Origin of the sequence: Streptomyces sp. NBC_01260 (assembly GCF_036226405.1) — a bacterium.
In the GTDB taxonomy this organism is placed as follows: domain Bacteria; phylum Actinomycetota; class Actinomycetes; order Streptomycetales; family Streptomycetaceae; genus Streptomyces; species Streptomyces laculatispora.
In genome coordinates this window covers 420,281-443,004 of the sequence record NZ_CP108464.1, presented here as the reverse complement: position 1 = coordinate 443,004, position 22,724 = coordinate 420,281, and the positions used below count along the sequence as shown (strand labels likewise).

The following is a 22,724-nucleotide window of genomic DNA, read 5'->3' as shown; positions in this document are numbered from 1 at the left end:
CCGAGCATACGAGCGGCAGTCTCCCGGCCGGCCGAGGGACTGCCGCTCGTATCGGGCGACGACGCGGCCGTACGGTCTGTTGCACCGGAACGAGGCGCCGGAACGAGGCGCCGGGATGAGGCGTCGAATTCAGGCGATGATCGGGACCACGGCCTCCGGCGTCAGCATCCGGAAAGTGAAGGACTGGTGGAAGTACAGAGTGACGGTCGTCGCGTCGTGCTCCTGATAGCCGATCGACAGATCCTCGCCGAGACACAGTTCGAAGTCGCCGCCGCGGGTGGACAGCAGCACCCCGCCCGCCACCGCGGGCGCCCAGAGGATCGGGTCGTCCAGCAGCCGGGCCAGATGGGTGGAGACCGGGTATCCGTGGTCGGACGTCTCGGTCGCCTCCGTGAACGCGTCCGCGCCCAGCAGCAGCCGGTACGGTCCGTCGACACCGGCCAGCCGCAGCTGGGTCAGCGCCTGGCTGACCGTGGCCGGATAGTCCCGGGCATCCGCCGGAAGCGGCAGCGCGGTGTGCGAGGAACCGTCCCGCAGACCGGTGATCCCGGCCGCCGCGTACCCGTCGATGAGTGCCATGTCCTCGGCGAACGCGCAGGTCCGGGCGGCGTCCTTGACGGGCTGCCAGTCACTGTCGTCGGAGCCGCGCTCGACGTCGTCCAGCGCCGCCCGGGTCACCGTGAACGGCACCCGCCACTCGATGACCGGCACCGATGTGCGGGCGCGGGCCAGGACGTCGGGGGTGGGCGGATCGATCTCCCGCAGGTGGCCGTCGCCGATGGCCGCCAGCTGCGGGCCCTCGGGCCCTCGGACGTCGACGACACGGCGGCCCGCCAGATGACGGCTGAAGGTGCGCCGGGCCTCCTCTTCGATCTGGTCCCAGGCGGCTTGGGTGACAGGGGCGAGTGCGCGGTGGAGGTTGTTCATCACTGGGCGCTTTCTTGCAGGCTGCCGATGTGCAGCGAACCGTCACGGGCATCCGCCGGGATCAGGGCCTGCGCCGTCGGCGCGGGCGCCGGTTCCGGCAGTGTCCCGGCCCCGGCGGATGCGGGTGACGGCGGCGGGGCGTCGAGGAAGTCGGCGCTCGGGGCGTGGAAGAGCGTGCCGGTGACCGCGGTCGAGAAGTCGAGGATGCGGTCGTGGGTGCCGGGAGGGCTGCCGAGGAACATGTTGCGGAGCATCTCCTCGGTGACGCCGGGATCGGCCGCGTATCCGATGAAGTACGTACCGAACTCGCCCTGCGCGAAGCTGCCGAACGGCATGTTCGCACGCAGGATGTCGCGCTCCGTGCCGTCCGGGTCCGTGATGGTGTTCAGCGCGACATGGGAGTCGGCGGGCTTCACGTCGTCGGCGAACTCGATGTCCGTGAACTTCGTCCGCCCGATCACCCGCTCCTGCTCCTCGGTGCTCAACGTGTTCCACGACGCCAGATCGTGCAGGTACTTCTGCACCACGACGTAGCTGCCGCCCGCGAAATCCGGGTCCTCGGGACCGACCAGCGCCGCCGACCGCGCGTCCTCACCCACGGGGTTCTCGGTGCCGTCGACGAAGCCCAGCAGATCCCGGTGGTCGAAGTAGCGGAACCCGTGCGTCTCGTCGACGACCTTCACCGCACCGCCGAGCCGGTCGAGCAGCTGGGAGGCCCACTCGTAGCACACGTCCATCCGCTCGGCCCGGATGTGGAACAGCAGATCGCCCGGGGTGGCGGGGGCATGGTGGCGGGCCCCGTGCAGTTCCTGGAAGGGATGGAGCGAGGCAGGCCGCGGACCCGCGAACAGCCGGCTCCAGGCATCGGAACCGAACCCGGTCACGCAGACCAGACCGGTGCCGGGAAAGCGGAACCCGATGGAGCGGGCGATGGCCGCCAGATCCGGCAGCACCTCACGCACAGCGGGCTCACCACCGGGCTCGATCGTGGCGACCAGGATCAGGGCCGCGCTGGTCAGCGGCGCGACGACGGGCTGCGCCGCGGCCACTTCCTCGGTGCTCTCGGGCATGCGGCGGCTCCATGAAGTGGCTTGGGCGACAAGGCGGCACGGCGGAACCCGCGTACGTCGGAGCAGCGGGCCCGCTGCCACTTACCCACACCCGGAGGGCTGCCGCACCCCGGGGCATCCGACCGGGCGACGCCTACCCGGTCCTGCGCCCACGCTGCCGGCGATGCCCGGCCCACCCGCAGGGTGCTGCACTCACTCGTCCGCGAGATCACTCCGGCTGCACGCCAGCACCCCCGTGGTGCTCGACAGCCGGGCCATCAGCGCGTCCGGATCGCCCCTGCCCAGCACGTTGAGCGCGATCTCGACGGTCCGCTCGGGCGGGGGCACGGTCTCCGACCGGCGACGGCGCCGGAACATCCCCTCGCCGTCGTCGGCGAGGGTGGTCAGCTCGGAGATCGCGAACCCGGCCTCCGTGCAGTGTCTGACCAGCTCCCGCAGCGCGCCCACGCCCTCGGTGTAGGTGATCCGGTAGCCGATCGAGGCGTTGCGCAGCGCCGGGAGCCGGTGGGCCAGCGGGCGGACGCCGTACGACACCAGGAAGTAGGCGAGAGTGGCGAGCGTGGCCAGGACGGGCAGACCCGCTCCGGCCGCGCAGCCGACCGCTGCGGTCAGCCAGATCGACGCGGCCGTGGTCAGCCCCTTGACCGAACCGCGGTGGACGAAGATGACGCCACCGCCGATGAACCCGAGGCCGGAGACGATCTGCGCCGCCACCCGGGACGGGTCCAGCTCGACCTGCCCGGTGACCAGCACGTCCGAGAAGCCGAACTTGCTGACCAGGGTGAAGAGGGCGGCCCCGAGCCCGACGATCGTGTACGTGCGCAGGCCGGCCGCCTTCTGGCGGATCTCGCGTTCGATCCCGATCGCACAGGAGAGACCGAATGCGATGCCGAACTGCGCCGCGTGCGTCCAGTTCTGGCCGAACGGTTCGCTGATGTCGATTGCCACAAAGCCTCCGATGCCCTTGGACCTTCCGGGCAGCCGGCCCCCGGAAGGGAAGCGCCGTGGCTCCGCCGTGCCGGGCGATGCGACGGTTGCGGCGGCGCGATGCCCACCGTACCGGCCGCCCTCGTACGGCCCTGGGCACCGCCGACGCCGTCGAGTCCGGGATTCCGCCGCTGAGGCCCCGAGGCCGTGGCCAGGCTCCAACGCGTGCGGACACTGCGTGAGCTCGGAACCGGGCTGTCCGCGTTCCGCGAAGTGGTGGAACGCAAGACCCCGCTGCCCGAGGTCGCGGCCGCGCACGCCGAGGCGCTCGCGGTGCAGCTCCGGGTGACGGCACACTGCGCGCGCCTCTCCGGCGGTGCGGATGATGATGGCCTCCGCCAGCGGCTGCCGGCCCGTGTCGACAGCGCGAAGGACCCCCGCAGGGAGCGCTACCGCCAATTGCTCGCCGTGATCAACGGCCGGCCGGTCCCGGCTCCGTCAGCCTCCGCCCTGGACTGGTCCGGCCGCGCTCTTCGGGCCCGCACCCCGGCCTGATCCGGCCGAGTGCGGGTGGCGGTCGCTCCGGCGGGCCGGGGGACGCCCGCCGTCTGCTTCACTCACGTCATCCCATTGGCTTTCCTGCACCTCACCGCGGCGCCCCTGCCGGGCCCGGGCGGGTGCACAGCCGTACGGTCGGGCTCGTAGGCGCGATGCCCCTCCGGCCGGATCCGGGGCGACATCGCGCGAAAGCGTCCCGGGCGGATGACGCCAGGGCCCTGCGGAAGATGTGACATGGCAAAGATCCTTTTCGTGATGACCGGCTCCGACCACTGGACCCTCGCCGACGGGACCGTGCACCCGACCGGCTTCTGGGCGGAGGAGGCCGTCGCGCCGTACGAGAGGTTCAAGGCCGCCGGGTACGAGATCGTCGTCGCCACCCCCGGCGGCGTGGTGCCGACCGTGGACCGGGGGAGCCTGGCGCCGGAGTTCAACGACGGTCAGGAGAACGCCGACCGGGTGGCGAACGTCCTCGCCTCGATGACCGAACTCCAGCAACCGCTGAAGCTGGCGGACGTTGCCCTGGCGGACTACGCGGCGGTGTTCTACCCCGGCGGCCACGGCCCGATGGAGGACCTGGCGGTGAACGCCGACTCCGGGAGGCTGCTCACCCGGGCCCTGGAGTCGGGCCTGCCCCTCGGCATCGTCTGCCACGCCCCGGCCGCCCTGCTGGCGGCCACGAAGGACGACGGCACCAACGCCTTCGCCGGCTACCGGCTCACCGGCTTCACCAACACGGAGGAGAGCCAGGCCGGCTTCGCCGACAAGGCCAAGTGGCTGCTCCAGGACCGCCTTGTGGAGATCGGCACCGACTTCCAGGAGGGCGAGCCGTGGGCCCCGTACGTGGTCGTCGACCGCAATCTGGTCACCGGCCAGAACCCGGCCTCCGCCGCCCCGCTCGCGGGCGAGCTGCTCAAGAAACTCGCCTGAGCCGTCGGGCCAGCCCGCGTCGGCTGCCGACCGGTCCCCGCCCCGGAGGATGTGGAGGAGCCGTCGCGGTCGACCCGCCGGTTGGTCTGTCTGTGACCTGAAGAAGTCCTGCCGGACGCGTTCTTCGCGCTCAGTATCTCCCGCGGGATCCCGCCGGGCGGCACGACTTCACGGTCTCGCTGCCCGCCCCACGTCGGCGCCGGGTTCCACGCTGTCGGCGCGGTAGCGTGCCGCCCCGGCATCCCTGACTGCCCTTCACCCTGCGGACCCGACCACCATCAGCACGGCATCAGGAGCCGACGCCTTCAGCCGGTCGCTGCCACTCGTTGATCGCCGCGACGCGGACGGTCGCCGCGAAGTGAACGGCGAGATGGCCGAATCTGGTGGCCACCGCCCGGTTGCGCTTCAGCCGGTTGGCGCCGCACTCGACCCAATGCCGGGCCCGCTTCCCTGACCCGACGGGTGAGCGCCTGCCTCGTGGGCCTGTTCCTTCCGTTCCGGTGGAAGGCCGAGCCTGTTGATGCGGGTGGGGTGTTGGGGTCAGGCCGGTATGCCGGCCGGGCTCACTGCTTCGCGCCGAAGTCCTGCGTCCACCACGGTCCGCCGGGACCCTTGTGGATGCCGATGCCGAGGTCCTTGAAGGAGCAGTTGAGGATGTTGGCGCGGTGGCCCGGGCTGTTCATCCAGGACTCCATCACCGATTCGGGGGTCTGCTGCCCCCGGGCTATGTTCTCGCCGTACGTCGACCATCGGTACCCGGCGTCGGTGATGCGCCGTCCGGGGTCGGCGCCGTCGGGGTTGGTGTGCTCGAAGAAGTCACGGGCCGACATGTCGTCGGAGTGGCGCTGCGCCGCGTCCGTGAGCTGCGCGTCCTCCTTGAGCGGCCCGCATCCGGCTGCCGCCCGCTCCTTGTTGGCCAGAGCGACGACCTGGGCCGTGTTCCCCACAGGTGCGGGTTGCGGGGCCGGGGTGCTCGACGCACGCGGTACGGCCGTCTTCTTCGGCGCCGGGGTGACGCTCTTCTGCGGTTTCCGGCTCGGGGCCGGGGAGGCGCTCTTCTTCGCGGACGGCGAGGGCGACGCGGACGCCGCGGGAGGCGATGAGGTGGTGGCCGGGGTTTCGGGCGCCGCGAGATCGGCGATGGGCGCCGCCGACGTGCGCGACGCGCTGTCGCCCTCGGCTCCGGTTCCGGGCCCGAGGGACACGTACCACAGGCCCCCACCGGCCATGCACGCCGCCACCACCGCGCCGCCGACCGCCCGGCGCTGGAACCGCCGGCGTCGGCGCGCGGCGGCGCGGGAGGTGGCTCGGCCGTCCGCGTTCCGCCCGCCCGGGGAACGGTGCCGACCGGGCCGGGTGGCCATCCCGCCGTCGCCCGCCGCCGCGTCGAGCGCGTGTGCGACCGCGACGGGTGCCATCCCGTCCCGGGCGGGCCACAGTACGAGGAGCGCCGCAGGCACGGGGATCAGCGCCAGCCCCGCCAGCAGGCCCTCGGCGGGCATCAGGCCGCTCCACAGTCCGGCACACCGGAGGCAGTCACGGGCGTGCCGGGCTATGCGCTTGCGCCACAACGCCGAGGGGCGGCCGTCCCATGCGGTGAGGACGCCGCGGAGTTCCTCGCACGGCGGCTGCGCGCCGAGTGCCCGCACGACGACGCGAGCCGTCTCCAGTTGCGCCTTCATCCGCTGCACCCGGACCGCCGCGTACTGCGGCGAGAGCTCCAGTGCCTCGGCGACCTCGGCCCGGGTGAGCTCCCCCGCGCACTCCAGCCACCACAGCGACAGCAGACCCCGGTCGTCCGGCTCCAGCCACCGCGTCGCGCGCGCCGTCTCCTGACGCTGTCCGGACAGCTGCAGGCGCATCATCGTCAGATCGACGAAGTCGGCCCCGGGATCGGCGATCTCCCCGGCCTCCTCCAACGTGCCGGGCGCGATATTGCGGTCCCGCCAGTGCGCGCGGACCTGGTTCATCGCGATCGCCACCAGCCAGGAGCGGAAACTCTCCGGGGTCCGCAGACCGCCGAGGCCGTCCAGCGCACGGAGCATGGTGTCCTGCACCACGTCGTCCACGTCCGCCGAACCGTTCAGCGCCCGGCCCACGATGTTGTAGACGAGCGGAAGGTACGCACTCGCCAGTGCGTCCTGCGCCCCCGCGTCCCCGTTGCGCGCGGCGATCACCAGTGGCACCGGGTCCACCGTGTGCTGAGTGCTCATGTAAGTAGATCCCTGTCCTGTAGGCCGCTGATGATGCCCGATGACTGGGAGACCGCCGCAGGCGGCTCGGATAACAGTTCCTCCGGCCGGAATTTCCGGCACGTGCCCCGACACGGTTCTTCTGCGGCACGGACCGTGCGGATCGATGCCGGGCCGACCGCTGCTGTTCCTCGACGTGGACGGTCCCCTCAACCCATATGCGGCGAAGCGTGAGAGGCGTCCCGAGGGCTACACCACGCTCAGGGGTCCCCGTGGAGGCGGGGCGCCGGAGGAAAACAGCGAACGCTTGCTCCGTCGGCGGCCCCTGCGGGTCTGGCTCAGCCCGGAGCACGGACGAGACCTGCTCCGACTCGACTACGAGCTGTGCTGGGCCACCACCTGGATGGCCGATGCCAACCGGTGGATCGCCCCGGTGCTCGGCCTTCCCGAACTGCCGTTCGTCGACTTCGGTGATGGCTTGTTCCGGGAGCGCCCCGACGGAGTTCACTGGAAGACTGACTTCGCCCGGTCCTTGGGCGCTTCACAAGCCGGCAACTGAGCCGGTCAGCTTTCGACTTCGGTCTTGTCGCCACCCCAGAGGGTGTGGAAGACGCCGTCGCGGTCGACGCGGCGGTAGGTGTGTGCGCCGAAGTAGTCGCGCTGGCCCTGAGTGAGAGCGGCCGGGAGGCGTTCGGCGCGCAGGGAGTCGTAGTAGGCGAGCGTGGACGTGAAGGCGGGAGTCGGAACGCCCTGGGTGATGGCGGTGGCTGCGACGGCGCGCCAGTCGTCCTGTGCGGCGGCGATCTCTTCGGCGAAGCTCTTGTCGGCCAGGAGGCTCGGCAGCTGAGCCCGGGCTTCGTAGGCGCTGGTGATCCTGTCGAGGAACGCGGCCCGGATGATGCAACCGCCGCGCCAGATCGCGGCGACCTTGCCGAGGTCGATGTTCCAGTCGTACTTTTCGCTGCCGGCCGCAATCTCGTGGAAGCCCTGGGTGTAGGAGACGATCTTCGACGCGTACAGCGCCTGCTCGACCTGGTCGGCGAATGCTGCCGCCTCGTCCGCGCCGAGCGTGCGGGCGGTCGGTCCGACGAGGTGGCGTGAGGCTTCGCGGAGCGCGGCGTGGCCGGAGACGGAGCGGGCGAAGACGGCCTCGGCGATGCCGGAGACGGGAACGCCCAGGTCGAGAGCGATCTGCACGGTCCAGCGGCCGGTGCCCTTCTGCTCCGCCTGGTCGAGCACCACGTCCACGAAGGGCTTGCCGGTCGCCGCGTCGACCTGGGAGAGCACCTCCGCGGTGATCTCGATGAGGTAGGAGTCCAGACGGCCGGTGTTCCAGGTGCGGAAGATGTCCGCGATCTGTGTGGCGGAGTATCCCGCGACGTCGCGGAGCAGCTGGTAGGCCTCGCCGATGAGCTGCATGTCCGCGTACTCGATGCCGTTGTGCGTCATCTTCACGAAATGTCCGGCACCGTCGGGGCCGACATGCGTGACACACGGAGCCCCGTCCTTGGCCTTCGCGGAGATCTTCTCCAGCATCGGCCCCAGCGATTCGTACGATTCGGCCGAACCGCCCGGCATGATGCTCGGCCCGTTCAGCGCGCCCTCCTCGCCGCCCGAGATGCCGGCGCCGACGAAATGGATACCGCGCTCGCGCAGTTCCTTCTCCCGGCGCCGGGTGTCCTCGAAGTGGGCGTTGCCGCCGTCGATGACGACATCGCCCTCGTCCAGCAGGGGCGCGAACTCCTGGATCACCGCGTCCGTCGGCTCGCCCGCCTTCACCATGACGACGAGGCGGCGGGGCCGCTCCAGCGCCGCGACGAACTCCTGCGGTGTGTGAGCGGCGATGAAGGCCCCCTCGTCGCCGAACTCCTTGACCAGGGCATCGGTCTTCGCGGTCGTACGGTTGTGCACCGCGACCGTGAAGCCGTTGCGGGCGAAGTTGCGGGCCAGGTTGCGGCCCATCACCGCGAGTCCGGTGACGCCGATCTGCGCAGTGTCGCTCATCTGGGTGCTCCTGCAATCTGTTGGGGGACGCCGGGACGCCGGGACGTTGAGATGCCGCGATGTCCAGTATGGATAGGGGACCGGGGGACGGCCTGTTCAGCGGCGGAGCCGGGTGCGCGCCGCTACCCTGTCGCGAGCGCGGCCCGCTGTCCCGCGCCCCGCGCGATCAAGGCCGGCGCCGGCCCTCAGGCCGCTGCCGCTGCACCGCCCGGAGCTCGTGAGCGTGCCGGCCTGCGCCTCGCCCTCGCGGTATGAACGCCAACCGGCCCGAACGGGGGCGCTGTTCGCCGACTCTTGACACTTCCCGAGCGGCGGCGCAACACTGACCATGGTTCGGAGAGCGCTCTCTCAATCGAGTCCGGCGCCCGTTCCGGGCTGCTGATCCCGTAGGACCGCCCGCACCGTCCCATCCCCGCTGTCGGTGCGCTGCGGAAGTCCGCGGTGGTCACGGAAATCCGTGACCACCGCGGACTCGTCGCGTGAGGGGCCGGGCGCCGTGAACGCCCCCGGTGCCCGGCAGGCCGGGACGGACGCGGCGGGCGACGGCCCGCGGAAACACGAAACCTCCGGCCGCGGCGGTCGTCCGCCGCGGCCGGAGGAAGGCCGGCCCTCAGGGGCCGGTCCGGTGGTTCAGGCGGCCTTGCCCGAGCGGCCCTCCGCTGCCTCACGGATCAGCTCGGCGTAGCGGCGGCCGCTGCTCTTGACGGTGCGGCGCTGTGTCGGGTAGTCGACGTGGACCAGGCCGAACCGCTTGTCGTAGCCGTACGCCCACTCGAAGTTGTCCAGCAGCGACCAGGCGAAGTACCCGGCGAGCGGCGCACCCTTGCGGACGGCCCGCGCGCAGGCGGCGAGATGCTCCTCCAGGTACCGGGTGCGCTCCGGGTCGTGCACCGAACCGTCGGCCAGGACGACGTCCTGGTACGCCGAGCCGTTCTCGGTGACGTAGATGCGCTGCACGCCGTACTCCTCGGTCAGGCGCAGCAGCAGCTGCTCCAGGCCCTCGGCGTGCACCTCCCAGTCCATGTGGGTGTGGCGGGAGCCCGGCAGGTAGACCTGCTTGGCGTGCGGGACGGGACCGGTCGCGTCGGCGGTGACGACCTGGCGGAAGTAGTAGTTCACGCCCAGCCAGTCGAGTGGCGCCGCGATGATCTCCATGTCGCCGGGCCGCACCGGAAGTTCGACCCCGTACAGGTCGACCATGTCCTGCGGGTAGCCGCGCCCGAGGATCGGGTCGAGCCACCAGCGGTTGGTGTGGCCGTCGCCGCGCACCGCCGCGGCCCGGTCCGCCTCGCGGTCGGTGGCGGCCTCCACCGGGCTGAGGTTGTTGACGATGCCGACGCGGGCGTCCGGGGACGCGGCCCGGATCGCCTGCACGGCGAGACCGTGCCCGAGGTGCAGGTGGTACGAGGCCCGGACGGCGGCGGTCAGGTCGGTGAGACCCGGTGCCATCGTGCCCTCCAGATGGCCGATCCAGGCCGAGCAGAGCGGTTCGTTGAGGGTCGCCCAGTCCTTCACCCGGTCACCGAGGCGCTCCACGACGACCGAGGTGTACGCGGCGAAGTGCTCGGCCGTCTCCCGGACCGTCCAGCCGCCGCGGTCCTGGAGCGCCTGCGGGAGGTCCCAGTGGTAGAGCGTGGCGAACGGGGTGATCCCGGCGTCGAGGAGGCCGTCGACCAGCCGGTCGTAGAAGTCGAGCCCGGCCTTGTTGACCGGGCCGTCGCCGCCCGGGACGATCCGCGGCCAGGCGAGTGAGAAGCGGTAGGCGCCCGCCCCCACCTCCTTGATCAGGGCGATGTCCTCGGGAACCCGGTGGTAGTGGTCGCAGGCCACGTCGCCGGTGTCGTTGCCGGCCACGTTGCCGGGGATGTGGGAGAACGTGTCCCAGATCGACGGGGCCCGGCCGTCCTGCGCCACGGCCCCCTCGATCTGGTACGCGGCGGTGGCGACGCCCCAGGCGAAGTCGGCCGGTAGGGCGCTGAGGTCGTTCACGGACTTCCTTTCCGAAGTGGTCACTTGACGGCTCCCGCGGTGAGGCCCGCGACGAGGTAGCGCTGAAGCAGCAGAAACCCGGCGACGATCGGGACACTGACGACGAGCGAGGCGGCCATCACCTGGTTCCAGTACACGTCGTTCTGGGTGGCGTAACCCTGGAGGCCGACGGCCAGGGTGCGGGTGGTGTCGTTGGTCATGACGGAGGCGAAGAGCACCTCGCCCCAGGCCGTCATGAACGCGTACACGGCGACGGCGACGATGCCCGGCACGGCGGCCGGCACGACGACCCGGAACAGGGCGCCGAGCGGTCCGCAGCCGTCCACCAGGGCGGCCTCGTCCAGATCTTTCGGGATCGAGTCGAAGTAGCCGATGAGCATCCAGATGGAGAACGGCAGCGAGAACGTCAGATACGTGAGGATCAGTCCGCCGCGCGAGCCGTACAGCGCGATGCCGGTGCTGTTCCCGATGTTGACGAAGATCAGGAACAGCGGGAGCAGGAAGAGGATGCCGGGGAACATCTGGGTGGAGAGCACCGTGACGGTGAAGACGCGCTTGCCGCGGAACTTGTAGCGGCTCACGGCGTACGCGGAGAACACCGCGATGATCACCGAGAGGACCGTCGCCGAACCCGCCACGACCAGCGAGTTGACGAAGTACCGGGCGAGCGGGACGGTCTTCCAGATGTCGAAGTACGGCTGGACGGTCAGCCCGGACGGTATCCAGTGGAACTTCCCCGACACGTCCTGGAGCGGTTTGAGCGAGCTGCTGACCATCACATAGACGGGGAGCAGGGCGAAGGCGGCCAGGAAGGTCAGGATGACGCGGCGGGTCCAGAGGAAGGACTGCGGCGCGGCCATCGGGGACCGCCTCCGGGCCCGGGACCTCGGCGCTCCCGGCAGCGCGGCCGGCTGGGCATGGCTAGGCATCGGAGCCCTTCCTTCCGCGTGAGGTGATGAGCAGGTAGACGGCCGTCACGACCAGCAGGAAGAGCAGCAGCAGTACGGACATGGCGGATCCGGTGCCGAAGTTCCAGGTGACGAACGACGACTGGTAGATGTGGATCGAGATCAGGTCCGCGCTCGAAGGTGCCGCCTTCCCGAAGAGGACGTACGGGGTGTTGAAGTCGTTGAACGTCCACAGGAACAGGACGAGCACCAGGACCTGGTTGACCGGGCGGAGCGCCGGCAGGGTGATCTTGCGGATCTGCTGCCAGATGCCGGCCCCGTCGATCGCGGAGGCCTCGTACAGCTCGCGCGGGATGTTCTGCAGCCCCGCCATCACGATGAGGAAGGCGAACGGCCAGCCCTTCCAGACCGAGACGACGATCAGCGCGTAGATGCTGTTGTCACCGATCAGCCAGAAGGACGGCTGGTCGGTCAGCCCGAGCTGGTCGTGGAGCACGTGGTTGACCAGGCCGTTGTCCCGCTGGAACATGAACGCCCAGGTGATGACGGCCGCGTAAACCGGCAGGGCGTACGGGACGAGGAAGATCGCCCGGAGGAAGCCCCGGCCGCGGAAGTTCTCCTGCAGCATGATCGCCGCCGCGACCCCGAACAGCCAGGCCAGGCCGACGGCGAAGAACGTGAAGACACAGGTGACGAAGAACGAGTGGAGCAGCGCTTCACCGATCGGGGCGTTGACGTCAACGGCGATCTTGTAGTTGTCGAAGCCGCTCCAGGGCGCTCCGCCCCAGTTGTTGATGTAGAACTGCGTGAGCTCGCGGAAGCTCATCACGATTCCGATGATCATCGGAATCACGTGGACGAGGAGTTCGAGCAGGACGGCCGGCAGGAGCAGGAGATAGGGCAGTCCGCCCTGGCGGATCCGGTCGGGGATGCGCGGCAGTCTCCTGCGCGCACCCCCGGTGCCCCGGCTCGTCACCCTGTCCGACTGTTCCGTCCGGCTGTCGGTGGTCACGGTGGCGGTCATGAGGGAGCCTTACTGCTGCATCGTCTGCTGGGCCTTTTCGAGGCGCGCCTTGACGGATTCGGTGGTCACGGGGTGTCCGGCTGCGGCATCGGCCCACAGCTCCTTGACCGCCGTACCCACGGCCGTCTCGAACTGCGACTCGTTCGGCACCTGCGGCAGCGGGGCGGCGCTGGTGGACAGGGTGTCGCGCAGGACCTTCAGGTCGGGGGCGGAGAACGCCTCGTCGGCCTGGGCGGTCTTGACCGGCGGGATCGATCCGTAGGTCTTGTTGAGCAGCTTCTGCTCGGCGTCGCTGGTCATGAACTTCACGAACTTCTTGGCGCCGTCGATGTTCTTGGTGTTCTTGAACACCGCCATGTTGATGCCGGCGACCATGGAGTTGGTGCTCTTGCCGGTGCCCGGGGTGCCGGACCCGACGGGGACCGGGGCCGCTCCCCAGTCCTCGGGCTTCATGCCCTGGGAGGCGAAGGTGGAGGCCGCGGCCTGCCAGAGCACCATCGCGGTCTTGCCCTTGGCGAAGTCCGTCAGGGACTGGTTCTGGGCGTACTCCGCGTTGCCCGGAGCGATGATCTTGTCCTTGGCCATGAAGTCGATGTACTGCTTCACCGCCGCCACGGCGCCGTCGGAGGTGAAGGTCGCCTTGCCGTCGGCGTCGAAGAAGTCCGCACCGTGCTGCTGGCCCAGGACGAAGGTCTGGTGGATGTTGTTGGAGAGGTTGGAGCCCTCGGCACCCAGCCCCCACTTGCCGTCCTTGGAGAGCTTCTTGCCGTCCGCGACCAGCTCGTCCCAGGTGGCCGGCGGCTTGCTGATGCCTGCCTCGGCGAAGCTCTTCTTGTTGTAGTACAGGGCGTACGCGAGCGAGTACAGCGGCACCGCGGAGGGGTCCTTGCCCTCCGCGCCGGCTGAGGCGACCGCCGAGTCGACGAAGCGGTCCCGGCCGCCGATCGCGTCGAAGTTGGCCTTGTTCCAGGGGAGCAGCGCGCCCGTCGCCTGAAGCGATGCCGACCAGGTGTTGCCGATGTTCAGCACGTCCGGGCCCTGGCCGGACGTGGTGGCGGCGAGGATCCGGTTGAGCAGGTCGGCCCAGGGCACGACCTCCAGCTTGACCTTGATGCCGGTCTGCTCCTCGAACTTCTTCAGCTCGGGGGTGAGGATCTTCTTGTCGGCCTCGATGCTGGGGCCCTGGTTGGACGCCCAGTAGGTGAGGGTCTTCGGCGAATCGTTGCTGCCGCCCTTGGCGGACGAACCGCCTCCGCAGCCGGTGACGCCGGCGGCGATGGAGATCGCGAGGGTGACGGCTGCTGCGGCTCTGATGGTGCGCATGCTGGGTGGCCCCTTTCCGGGGAGGAAGGCCGTGTTCGGGAACCGAACGGTCTTCAGGCCTTAATTTATGACGTGATTTAAGAGGTGAGAGAAGGTCGCGTCAAGTCCCGCGGTCACGGTATGTTGCGGGAAGGGAAGGAGCCACATGGCTGAGCGCAACAGACGGACCGTGCGTGACCTGCGACGGGGCAACCGGGCGAGGGTATTGCAACGGTTGTATTTCGACGGCCCGCTGAGCCGCCAGGAGCTCGGTCCCGCCACGGGGCTGAGTTCAGGTTCCATCAGCAACGTCGTCGCGGAACTCGCCGCCGAGAGCCTCCTGGAGGAGGCCGGTGTCGTCGACTCCGACGGCGGCCGTCCCCGTACGCTGCTGCGCGTCGCGCCCGGGGGCGGGCTCCTCATCGGCATCGACATCGGCGAGACCAGGATCAGGGTGGAGCTCTTCGACCTCTCCCTCACCGAACTCGCCCGCACCGAAAGGCTGCTGGCCCAGCACGGCTACGACGTCAGCCGTATCGTCGGCCATGTCCGCAGCGGGGTCGCCGATGTGCTGCGGGACGCCGGGGCCGACCCGCGCCGGCTGCTCGGCATCGGGATCGGCGTTCCGGGGATCATCGAGCGGGACGCCCCGGACGGCGCCATCGGCGACGTGGGCTCCGTCGTCCACGGCCAGACGATCGACTGGAGCGCCGTCCCCTTCGAGCAGCTGCTCCGCGACGCCGTCCGGGTCCCGCCCGAGGTGCCGTTCTTCATCGACAACGGTGCCAAGACGCTCGGCCAGGCCGAGATGTGGTTCGGCGGCGGCCGCGGCGCGGGAGCCTCGGCCATCGCGCTCATCGGCTCCGGCGTCGGCGCCTGTGTGAACCACGGCGACCTGCTCGACGAGGACCGCAGCAGCATGGCCCTCGAATGGGGCCACACCACTGTCCAGCTGCGCGGACGCCGCTGCCGGTGCGGCTCGATCGGCTGCCTGGAGGCGTACGCGGGCGCCGAGGCGATGCGCGAGCGCTGGCACGAGGCGGGAGGCCCGCTCGACGCCGACGCCGACGACGAGACCGCGCTCGCCGCGCTGCTGGCCGCGGCCTACCCCGGTCCCGGCGGTGAGCCCGACCCACTGGCGGTCTCGCTGCTCGACGAGACGGCCGAATGCCTGGGCGCGGCCCTCGGCGACCTGATCAACCTCTTCCTGCCCGAACGCATTCTGCTCGGGGGTTGGGCGGGCCTGCTGATCGGACCGCACCTGCTGCCCGACATCCGCCGCTACGCGCAGGAGTACGCGCTCCGGCACGCCGCGGCCCGTACCACCATCGAGATGGGCCGGCTGGGCCCCGACGCGGTCACGGTCGGCGCCGCGACGCTCCCGCTGGCCGACTTCCTCGCCAGGGGCGGCAGCCGCCCGGCCCCCGAGCCCCCGCCCAGCAACCCGGCGCCGGGGTTCCGGACCGCCGCGGACGCCGTGCGGAAGAGGGAGCGCCCGCGGACTGCCTCGGACGCGCCGGGCTGAGGCGGCGCTGGACGGGGTGGGGCGTGCCGTTCCGCAGGCGTACGGGCGGGCGCCACACACATCTCACGGCGAGGGCGAGGACCGGCTCGCGGGGCGCCACGCGGGCGGCCAGGCCACGTCCCGGGCGACGGCCCCCGGGACGCCGAGGTCGGCCCGCGCACGCGTGACGTAGCGGTCCCGTGCCTGACGGAACTCCAGGTACGCCTGGTCCCAGTCCTGTTCGGCCTCGGTGGGGATACCGCGGGCCAGGCACTCCAGCCGCCACACGCAGTGGTCCAGCGTCTTGGAGGCGGTGTTCGCCTCGGTGTCGCCGAGCAGCGCGAGCGTCTCGGACAGCGCCGACCGCCGGGACTCCAGCCGGCCGAGCTCCGCGAGCACCTCGGGCGTGGTCTCCGGAGACATCGGCCCCGACGTCAGACCGCGGGCGACGGCGAGCGTCCGGTAGCGGGCCGCCAGCTCCTTGACGGCGTGCGCGTACTCGGCATAGGCCGTCAGCCGGTGTTCGTCCCACCGCACGGCCTGCTGCCTGCGCCACCTCGTCCGCTCGTTCAGGGTGCTCATCACGTACGACATGAGCGCCCCGAGAGCGACACCCGCGAGGGGAAGTATCCGGTCGGTCAGACTCACAGGGGAACCCCGATCAGGTAGCGCGGCGACCACCCGATCCTTTCCGCAGCCGGTGCGGTGCAACCCCAACGGGACTTCGCGGACACGGCCCAGGCTCTGCGCCGGTCTACGCCGAGTCCCGCACCACCAGAGCCGGTTCGAAGATCACGGAGGTCGCGGCCCCGTCCGGCTTCGCCAGCCGTTCGATCAGCAGCCGGGCCATCTCCGCGGCCATCGCCTCGACCGGCTGACGGATCGTGGTCAGCGGCGGACGGCAGGCGGACGCCGCGCTGCTGTCGTCGAACCCGATCACCGCGACGTCCTCGGGCACTCGTTTCCCGTGTTCCCGCAGGACGTGGCAGGCGCCCACCGCCATCAGGTCGTTGGCCGCGAACACCGCGTCCAGGTCGGGATGTTCGACCAGCAGCCGTTCCATCGCGGCCTCGCCGCTCTCCTGGGTGAACTGTCCCTCGGCGATCGGGATGTACGGATGCCCGAGCCGCGTCATCGTGTCGCGGAAACCGGCCAGTCGCTCCTGCCCGGCCGGTACGTCGAGCGGCCCGCTGATGGTCGCGATGCGGCGGCAGCCCCGCGCCAGCAGATGCTCGGCCGCCAGCCGCGCACCGTCCTGGTGGGCGAGGTCGACATAGCTGATCCGGACCGGGCGCGCGGGCCGTGCGTACAGCACCGCGGGCAGTCCCGCGTCCGTCAGCAGACCGGGCAGCGGGTCCTCCGCGTGCGTCGAGACGACGAGGGCGCCGTCGGCACTGCCCTGGCGGAGGAACGAGACCACGTCCTCCCGGGCCCGTGACGTCTCGGCGAACATCAGCACCGGGTGCATTCCGCGCGGCCGCAGGTAGTTGACCACCCCGGTCACCACCCGGCCGAAGAACGGGTCGGCGAAGACCTGCGCGGTGAAGGCGGAGCCGCTGTCGGGCTCGCCCGCCTCCGCGGGCTCGGCTCCGGGGGCCCGTGCGCTGTCCGCGGGCCCGGACTCGACCCCGGCGCCCGAGACCACCAGTGCGATGGCGTCGGTGCGCCGGGTCACCAGGGAGCGTGCCGCGCGGTTGGGCGCGTATCCGGTGCGGGCGACCGCCCGGCGCACGGCCTCCTGGATCACCGGATCGACATTGCGTACTCCGTTGATCACCCGGGAGACGGTGGCGCGGGAGACCCCGGCCGCCCTCGCCACGTCCTCCAGGGTGGGTGTACCGGCCGAGCGCAGATCATCCGTCATGAGCGCATTTATAGCACCGACGGAGAGCGCTCTCCATCGCGATCTGCCACCTCCGGAACGCCGGGACCGGCCAAAGGCGGCGCCCCGGCCGCCGTCAGCGCCGCGGTGAGCGGCAGTTCGCCCGCCGAGCGGCCGCCCAGCAGCGTGAACCCGCCGGCCTCCGTCTCCCAGCCGTGCCGCTCGGCCGACCAGTGCGCCAGGGCCCGCCCGGACACCCGCACCACCGCGACCACGCTCTCCCTGGGCCCCGCCTCGACAGCCGCGTATCCGATCAGCCTGCGCACCGGCCGCTCGACCGCCGACCCGCTCCTGGCCAGATAGACCTGGACCACCTCGCGGCCGTGCCGCCGCCCCGAGTTGCGCACCCGTACCCGTACGTCGAAGGGTTCCCCGGCCCGTACGCTCGCCGGGGCCGTCAGCTCCTCGTACTCCCAGTCCGTGTAGCCCAGCCCGTGGCCGAACCAGTAGGCGGGCACGGACCCGGAGCGCAGCCAGGCGCGATAGCCGATGTGCGGGCCCTCCTCGTAGTGGAGCCGCCCGTTGGGGGCGGGCAGGGTGTCGAGCACCGGTACGTCCTCCTGGGCGGCGCCCCAGGTGGTCGGCAGCCGGCCGCCCGCCTCGGCCCGGCCGAACAGCACGTCCGCCAGCCCGTCCCCGGCCTCCTGCCCGGGGAACCAGGCGAGCAGCAGCGCCGGCACCCGGGTGTGCCAGGGCAGGGCGACCGGGCCGCCGGCGTTCACCACGACCACCGTGCGCGGATTGGCCCGCACCACGGCCCGGACGAGCGCGTCCTGCCCCTCCGGCAGGTCGAGGCTCTCGCGGTCGTGCCCCTCCGACTCGCTCTGCTCGGTCGTGCCCACGACCACCACCGCGACTTCCGCTGCCCGCGCGGCGGCCACGGCCTCGGCGAGTGCGGCGGAGGCGTCCCCGGCGGGTGGGGCGGCGGCGAGGATCGTCGCGACTCCGGAACCCGGCGCGAGCGAGCGCCGTGCCACCACCTCCACCTCGTCGCCCGCGGCGAGTTCGGCCCGCGCGCAGTGCTCGGGCGGAGCGACGTGGACCCGGGTCGGATCGTCGCTGTCCAGCGGGAAGGTCCCGGCCAGCACCTCACGGCCGCCGACGGACAGCGAGATCGCGCCCCAGCCGCCCACCGCCCAGGTCCACACCCCGCCGACGGGTGGCCGGACCAGGGCCCGGATTTCCACGGACGCGGCACCGTCGACCGCGACGGAGGGCTCCACGATCCGGCCGGACAGCCGGTGCTCGGCGTGGAGTTCGGCCCCGCTCGCGTCGAGCAGCCGTACGAGCACGCCCGGTTCCCCGGACCGGGGATCGCGCGACCAGTCCCGGCCGAGGGGGCGGGGCCGGGACGGCAACGGCAGTCCCGGCCGGTAGGTCACCCTCGCGCCCCCGCCCAGCGCCCCCTGGATCCCTGCCAGCGGAGTCACCACCGAGTCGGGAAAGACCTCCGCGCTGCCGCCGCCCTGAATGCGTACCGCAGTGGCGTGCGGGCCGATGACCGCGACCGAACGCAGCCCCGCCGGATCGAGCGGGAGGAGCTGCCCGTCGTTGCGGAGCAGTACCGAACCGGCGGCGACGGCGCGGCGCAGCAGCGCCCGCTGGGCGGCGGAGGCCACCGAGGGCCGCCACACCGGCCGGGGCGAGCCGAGCGCACCCACCCGCCGCGCCAGCCGCAGCAGCCGCCGCACCTTGTCGTCGACCACCTCGGCGGAGACCAGTCCCTGCTCCAGAGCGGCGAGCAGGCCCGTCGACCAGGGGCCCTCGGGGCCGGGCATCGCCAGGTCCTGTGCGGAGCGCGCGGTGTCCAGGAGGGTGCGCACACCTCCCCAGTCCGAGACGACGGTTCCGTCGAACCCCCAGTCGCTCTTGAGCGGGCTCTCCAGCAGGGGGGAGGCGGACATGGTGGCGCCGCCGACCTTGTTGTACGCGGACATGACGGCCCAGACCCCGGCCTCCACCGCGGCCTCGAAGGGGGCGAGGTAGACCTCGTGGAGGGTCTGCTCGTCCATGCGGACATCGACGCTCAGCCGGTCCGTCTCGGCGTCGTTGGCGACGAAGTGCTTGGCGGTGGCCGCGACCCCGCCGGACTGGATGCCCCTGATGAGTGCCGCCCCGGTCCGCCCGGTGAGCAGCGGGTCCTCGGAGAAGCACTCGAAGTGCCGCCCGCCCAGCGGCGAACGGTGCAGATTCAGGGTCGGCGCGAGGAGCACGTCCACGCCCTTGCGGCGGGCCTCGGCGGCGAGCAGCGCGCCGAGATCCGTGAGCAGCCGCTCGTCCCAGGAGGCCGCCAGTGCGGTCGGGGAGGGGAGCACGAGCGAGGTCTCGCGCTCGTCCCACGTCTCGCCGCGCACCCCGGCCGGTCCGTCGGAGAGGGTGAGGGGGCGCAGTCCGACAGCCGGTTCGGAGTACGTGCGCCAGGTGCTCCCGCCGGTCAGCAGGCGTACCTTCTGCGCCGCGTCGAGCTTCTCCAGCAGCGGATCGATCTCTTCGTCCGTCATGACGGCCATGCCCCTTCAACCCAGCGCCCTCCGCCCGGAGAGCGCTCTCCCAACGTGCCCGGCTCAGCGTCGCTGGCCGACTGGGTCGTGTCAATGGGGAACGGTTGCACGGGCGTTGATGCGGGCAACCGCGCGCGCTCTTGTCATCACCCGTTGTCAGCACATAAGTTGACCGCTTGCGACGTGTCCTACTGTCAGTGGGGGAGCCAAGTCATGGCCGCGAACGGACGGCACCGCAGATACCAGCCGAGCCGCATCAACCGTGCCTCGATGCTGGTCACTGCGGGTGGTGCGGGACTAGCCCTCCCGCTGATCACCGCCGCATCGGCGGGTGCCGCGTCAGGAAGTGTGTGGGAGAAGGTGGCCGCGTGCGAGTCCACCGGCAACTGGCACATAAATTCAGGCAACGGCTACTTCGGCGGGCTGCAGTTCACCCGGTCCACCTGGGCGGCGTACGGCGGCGCGGACTACGCGCCACGCGCTGACCTGGCCAGCAGGGACCAGCAGATCGCCATCGCGGAGAAGGTCCTGAAGGGGCAGGGGCCGGGCGCCTGGCCGGTCTGCTCCGCGCGGGCCGGACTGGCGCGGGGCGGCGACTCTCCCGACATCAGCCCGCAGACCGGGCGGACGACCAGTCCCGCGACGCCGAAGCGGGCGGCCGCCGATGGCAGGACCCCGGCGCCCAGGAAGGTCCAGGCGAGGCAGACCCCGGCAGCCACCACACCGACGACGGTGCCGGGCAAGCGCGACTCGTACACCGTGGCGAGCGGCGACTCGCTCTCCGGGATCGCGGCCGACCGCGACCTCGGCGGCTGGCAGCGGCTCTACTCGGCGAACCGCAAGGTCGTCGGTGACGACCCGGATCTGATCTTCCCCGGCCAGCGGCTGAGCCTCGACCTGGCCGGGACCTCGAGGGCGAGCACCAAGACCGCCCCGAAGGCGGACCCGAAGCCCGCGGCCCGGCAGGCCGCGCCGAAGCGGGCAGCGCAGCCCGAGCCGAAGCGGCCGGCGCACCCGAAGCAGGCGGCTCAGCCGAAGCAGCAGGCCAAGCCGAAGAAGGCGGAGACCCACAAGGCCGGGCACACCGCGAAGCACACCGGGATCACCGCCCCGATCGAGGCCCGCACCGGCACCCAGTACCGTCAGCCCGGCTCCTGGTCGAGCGGTTACCACACCGGCGTCGACTTCCCGGTTCCCACCGGCACCTCGGTCAAGGCGATGGCCTCGGGCACGGTCGTCACGGCCGGCTGGGGCGGGGCGTACGGATACCAGATCGTCATCCGGCACAGCGACGGCAAGTACAGCCAGTACGCCCACCTGTCGGCCCTCCACGTGCGCGCCGGACAGCATGTCGGCGCAGGCCAGCGCATCGCCCGCTCCGGCGCTACCGGAAATGTGACGGGTCCGCATCTGCACTTCGAGGTCCGCACCGGCCCCGAGTACGGCTCCGACGTCGACCCGCTGGCCTACCTCAGGGCGGGTGGCGTCAAGGTCTGAAGAGTCCCGCCCTGCCCGGTGTCATCGGCCGGCACGGCTGTCGCGTCGGCAGCGGCGGGCAAGGCGGTGGACCCGCCGGGCAATCCGCCGCGTCGTGCGGTGCGAGTGTGCGGCCGCGGGGCCGGGCCGAACCCGACCTGCCCCAACCGGCGCTCCGGCGCTGGCCGTACAGGCAGCGACAGCGGGCCGGGAAACGTTTCCGGTGCTGAGGGCTCCGGCCCCGCGGGCTCGGGAAACGCCACCACGGCCGATGCCGCCCCTGCCGGCTGCCGCCGAGCGCCCACCGGGTCCGGCGAGCCGGCGGGCCCGCCGAAATCCCCGGCCTCCGCGCCGGGGACCGGAAAGGCACCGGACACGGGCGGGGCAGCTGGGACGGAGGTCCCGGGCCCCGCGTCCTCGCTCTCCCCGGTCTGCCGCTCCGTGCCGCCCGCCACCTCCTGCGTCTGCCGGCGCTCCGCGCCCATCCGTTCCGTGGTGAGCAGGATCAGCCCGCCGGCCGCGACGACCCCGCAGGCCAGGGCGAGCAGCGTGCCCGCGGTGCCGTGCCGGAACGTCTCACCGAACAGCGTGATGCCGACGACCGCAGCGACCACCGGGTTCACCACGGTCACCGTGGCGAGCGGGGCGGTCAGACCCGCGCCCCGGTACGCGGCCTGGGACAGCAGCAGGCCGGTGGCGGCGAGGGCCGCGATCACCAGCAGGGTCGGCAGCCCGGTACCCAGCGAGCCAGAGGTCCACTCCATGGCCACGGTCTTGGTGAACACGGAGGCGATACCGAACGCCACACCGGCGCCCCCGGCCAGGACCACGCTGCGCATCACCGGCCGGCGCATCGCCTTGGAGATCAGGATGAGCGCCGCCACCGCGCCGCACGTCACCGTGCCGAGCATCAGCTGCTGCGGGCCGCCCAGGGTGTGCGCGTCGGAGCTTCCGGTGAGGGCGAGCAGACCGGCCAGGCCCACGGCCGCCATGATCGCGCCGCGCCAGGCCGTCGCCCCGGCCCTGCGGCGGACGAAGAGAGCAGCCATCGGCAGGGCGAAGACGATGGTCAGGGCGCCCAGCGGCTGCACGAGGCTGAGCGGACCGTAGGCCAGCGCCACCACGTGCAGAAGCGCTCCCACGCCGTTCAGCGCCACCGCGGCCCACCAGACACGGTCGCGCAGCGGAGCGAGTGAGCGACCGTCGGAGGCCGTGGCGACGCGCTCCTGGACGATCGCGCCGGCCGCATAGGCGACCGCGGAGACCAGCGACAGCAGCACGGACAGCGCGAGGGAACTCATGTACACCACGATGGCCCTTCAAAGCCGCCGCGTCGTCGTCCTTGAGGCGGCGATCCGGCGTACTGCTTTGGTAGTACGGCAGTGGTTACGGTGTCCTCCTCCTGACGGTAGTCCCCCCTGCCGCCGACGTCAGAACGATCATCCCGTACGGATACGGTGAACCGCGAGCCGTGGCACCCCTGGTGTCCGCGGCGTCACGACAGGTGGCCGGGGAGCAAAGGCGGCAGCA

At 71.6% G+C, this 22,724-nt stretch carries 17 protein-coding genes and 1 pseudogene; 5 read left to right on the top strand and 13 right to left on the bottom strand.

The genetic code is table 11. The features are described from left to right. Positions 1–129: 129 nt before the first annotated feature. The 3 genes from OG322_RS01990 to OG322_RS01980 form a co-directional block, all read right to left on the bottom strand. Positions 130–927 (bottom strand): family 1 encapsulin nanocompartment shell protein, encoded by a 798-nt coding sequence (locus OG322_RS01990; protein ID WP_123464792.1) that lies wholly within the window; start codon positions 925–927, stop codon positions 130–132. Then, positions 927–1,997: a Dyp-type peroxidase gene (locus OG322_RS01985; protein ID WP_123464794.1), complete on the bottom strand. Its 1,071-nt coding sequence runs from the start codon at positions 1,995–1,997 to the stop codon at positions 927–929. Before OG322_RS01985 ends, OG322_RS01990 begins: the two co-directional genes overlap by 1 nt. Before the next feature lie 192 nt (positions 1,998–2,189). After that, a complete protein-coding gene (locus OG322_RS01980; protein ID WP_123464796.1) occupies positions 2,190–2,945 on the bottom strand; it encodes an MgtC/SapB family protein in 756 nt (251 codons plus the stop codon). A 204-nt stretch (positions 2,946–3,149) separates the two neighbouring features. Between OG322_RS01980 and OG322_RS01975 the strand changes: the two genes are divergently transcribed. Together OG322_RS01975 and OG322_RS01970 are read left to right on the top strand one after the other, a co-directional pair. Continuing rightward, a complete protein-coding gene (locus tag OG322_RS01975; protein WP_123464798.1) occupies positions 3,150–3,479 on the top strand; it encodes a hypothetical protein in 330 nt (109 codons plus the stop codon). Positions 3,480–3,716: 237 nt separating this feature from the next. Beyond that, a complete protein-coding gene (locus OG322_RS01970) occupies positions 3,717–4,412 on the top strand; it encodes a type 1 glutamine amidotransferase domain-containing protein (protein WP_329305945.1) in 696 nt (231 codons plus the stop codon). Between the two features lie 563 nt (positions 4,413–4,975). Here the strand turns inward: OG322_RS01970 and OG322_RS01965 are convergent. Continuing rightward, positions 4,976–6,625 (bottom strand): sigma-70 family RNA polymerase sigma factor, encoded by a 1,650-nt coding sequence (locus tag OG322_RS01965; RefSeq protein ID WP_124285780.1) that lies wholly within the window; start codon positions 6,623–6,625, stop codon positions 4,976–4,978. 145 nt (positions 6,626–6,770) lie between these two features. Here OG322_RS01965 and OG322_RS01960 point away from each other — a divergent pair. Next, positions 6,771–7,121 (top strand): annotated as a pseudogene (locus tag OG322_RS01960) (hypothetical protein); the annotation flags it as partial. Positions 7,122–7,168: 47 nt separating this feature from the next. Here the strand turns inward: OG322_RS01960 and gndA are convergent. The 5 genes from gndA to OG322_RS01935 form a co-directional block, all read right to left on the bottom strand. Next, on the bottom strand, positions 7,169–8,608 hold the full coding sequence (gene gndA / locus OG322_RS01955; protein WP_123464804.1) for an NADP-dependent phosphogluconate dehydrogenase: 1,440 nt from the start codon (positions 8,606–8,608) through the stop codon (positions 7,169–7,171). Positions 8,609–9,238: 630 nt separating this feature from the next. After that, positions 9,239–10,597, bottom strand: a complete 1,359-nt coding sequence (locus OG322_RS01950) for a GH1 family beta-glucosidase (RefSeq protein WP_123464806.1) — start codon at positions 10,595–10,597, stop codon at positions 9,239–9,241. 20 nt (positions 10,598–10,617) lie between these two features. After that, entirely contained in the window at positions 10,618–11,526 is a 909-nt protein-coding gene (locus OG322_RS01945) for a carbohydrate ABC transporter permease (protein WP_123464808.1), read from the bottom strand. Beyond that, positions 11,519–12,529 carry a carbohydrate ABC transporter permease gene (locus OG322_RS01940; RefSeq protein WP_123464810.1) on the bottom strand — a complete coding sequence of 337 codons (1,011 nt, stop codon included), beginning with the start codon at positions 12,527–12,529 and terminating at the stop codon, positions 11,519–11,521. The genes OG322_RS01945 and OG322_RS01940 overlap by 8 nt, the downstream gene beginning before the upstream one ends. 9 nt (positions 12,530–12,538) lie before the next feature. After that, complete coding sequence (locus OG322_RS01935; protein WP_329305944.1) at positions 12,539–13,852, bottom strand: ABC transporter substrate-binding protein; 1,314 nt, start codon at positions 13,850–13,852, stop codon at positions 12,539–12,541. A gap of 145 nt (positions 13,853–13,997) precedes the next feature. On the opposite strand from OG322_RS01935, the gene OG322_RS01930 reads away from it, so the two are divergent. Then, positions 13,998–15,356, top strand: a complete 1,359-nt coding sequence (locus OG322_RS01930; RefSeq protein WP_329305943.1) for an ROK family transcriptional regulator — start codon at positions 13,998–14,000, stop codon at positions 15,354–15,356. Between the two features lie 63 nt (positions 15,357–15,419). Here OG322_RS01930 and OG322_RS01925 read toward each other — a convergent pair whose 3' ends face one another. The 3 genes from OG322_RS01925 to OG322_RS01915 form a co-directional block, all read right to left on the bottom strand. Further along, positions 15,420–15,983 (bottom strand): hypothetical protein, encoded by a 564-nt coding sequence (locus OG322_RS01925; RefSeq protein ID WP_123464816.1) that lies wholly within the window; start codon positions 15,981–15,983, stop codon positions 15,420–15,422. Positions 15,984–16,089: 106 nt separating this feature from the next. Beyond that, a complete protein-coding gene (locus tag OG322_RS01920; protein ID WP_123464818.1) occupies positions 16,090–17,199 on the bottom strand; it encodes a LacI family DNA-binding transcriptional regulator in 1,110 nt (369 codons plus the stop codon). 8 nt (positions 17,200–17,207) lie between these two features. After that, on the bottom strand, positions 17,208–19,727 hold the full coding sequence (locus OG322_RS01915) for a glycoside hydrolase family 3 C-terminal domain-containing protein (protein ID WP_329305942.1): 2,520 nt from the start codon (positions 19,725–19,727) through the stop codon (positions 17,208–17,210). Between the two features lie 204 nt (positions 19,728–19,931). On the opposite strand from OG322_RS01915, the gene OG322_RS01910 reads away from it, so the two are divergent. Next, positions 19,932–21,215, top strand: a complete 1,284-nt coding sequence (locus OG322_RS01910) for a transglycosylase family protein (protein WP_329305941.1) — start codon at positions 19,932–19,934, stop codon at positions 21,213–21,215. On the opposite strand, the gene OG322_RS01905 is transcribed toward OG322_RS01910, so the two are convergent. Then, positions 21,185–22,504: a DMT family transporter gene (locus tag OG322_RS01905; RefSeq protein ID WP_329305940.1), complete on the bottom strand. Its 1,320-nt coding sequence runs from the start codon at positions 22,502–22,504 to the stop codon at positions 21,185–21,187. The genes OG322_RS01910 and OG322_RS01905 overlap by 31 nt on opposite strands. Between the last annotated feature and the right edge of the window lie 220 nt (positions 22,505–22,724).

Excerpts from the sequence above, each read along its gene's own strand:
- OG322_RS01915 (WP_329305942.1), bottom strand. The coding sequence starts at position 19,727 with ATGGCCGTCATGACGGACGAAGAGATCGATCCGCTGCTGGAGAAGCTC.
- OG322_RS01985 (WP_123464794.1), bottom strand. The coding sequence starts at position 1,997 with ATGCCCGAGAGCACCGAGGAAGTGGCCGCGGCGCAGCCCGTCGTCGCG.
- OG322_RS01920 (WP_123464818.1), bottom strand. The coding sequence starts at position 17,199 with ATGACGGATGATCTGCGCTCGGCCGGTACACCCACCCTGGAGGACGTG.
- OG322_RS01945 (WP_123464808.1), bottom strand. The coding sequence starts at position 11,526 with ATGCCTAGCCATGCCCAGCCGGCCGCGCTGCCGGGAGCGCCGAGGTCC.
- OG322_RS01965 (WP_124285780.1), bottom strand. The coding sequence starts at position 6,625 with ATGAGCACTCAGCACACGGTGGACCCGGTGCCACTGGTGATCGCCGCG.
- OG322_RS01990 (WP_123464792.1), bottom strand. The coding sequence starts at position 927 with ATGAACAACCTCCACCGCGCACTCGCCCCTGTCACCCAAGCCGCCTGG.
- OG322_RS01930 (WP_329305943.1), top strand. The coding sequence starts at position 13,998 with ATGGCTGAGCGCAACAGACGGACCGTGCGTGACCTGCGACGGGGCAAC.
- OG322_RS01935 (WP_329305944.1), bottom strand. The coding sequence starts at position 13,852 with ATGCGCACCATCAGAGCCGCAGCAGCCGTCACCCTCGCGATCTCCATC.
- OG322_RS01910 (WP_329305941.1), top strand. The coding sequence starts at position 19,932 with ATGGCCGCGAACGGACGGCACCGCAGATACCAGCCGAGCCGCATCAAC.
- gndA (WP_123464804.1), bottom strand. The coding sequence starts at position 8,608 with ATGAGCGACACTGCGCAGATCGGCGTCACCGGACTCGCGGTGATGGGC.
- OG322_RS01970 (WP_329305945.1), top strand. The coding sequence starts at position 3,717 with ATGGCAAAGATCCTTTTCGTGATGACCGGCTCCGACCACTGGACCCTC.
- OG322_RS01940 (WP_123464810.1), bottom strand. The coding sequence starts at position 12,529 with ATGACCGCCACCGTGACCACCGACAGCCGGACGGAACAGTCGGACAGG.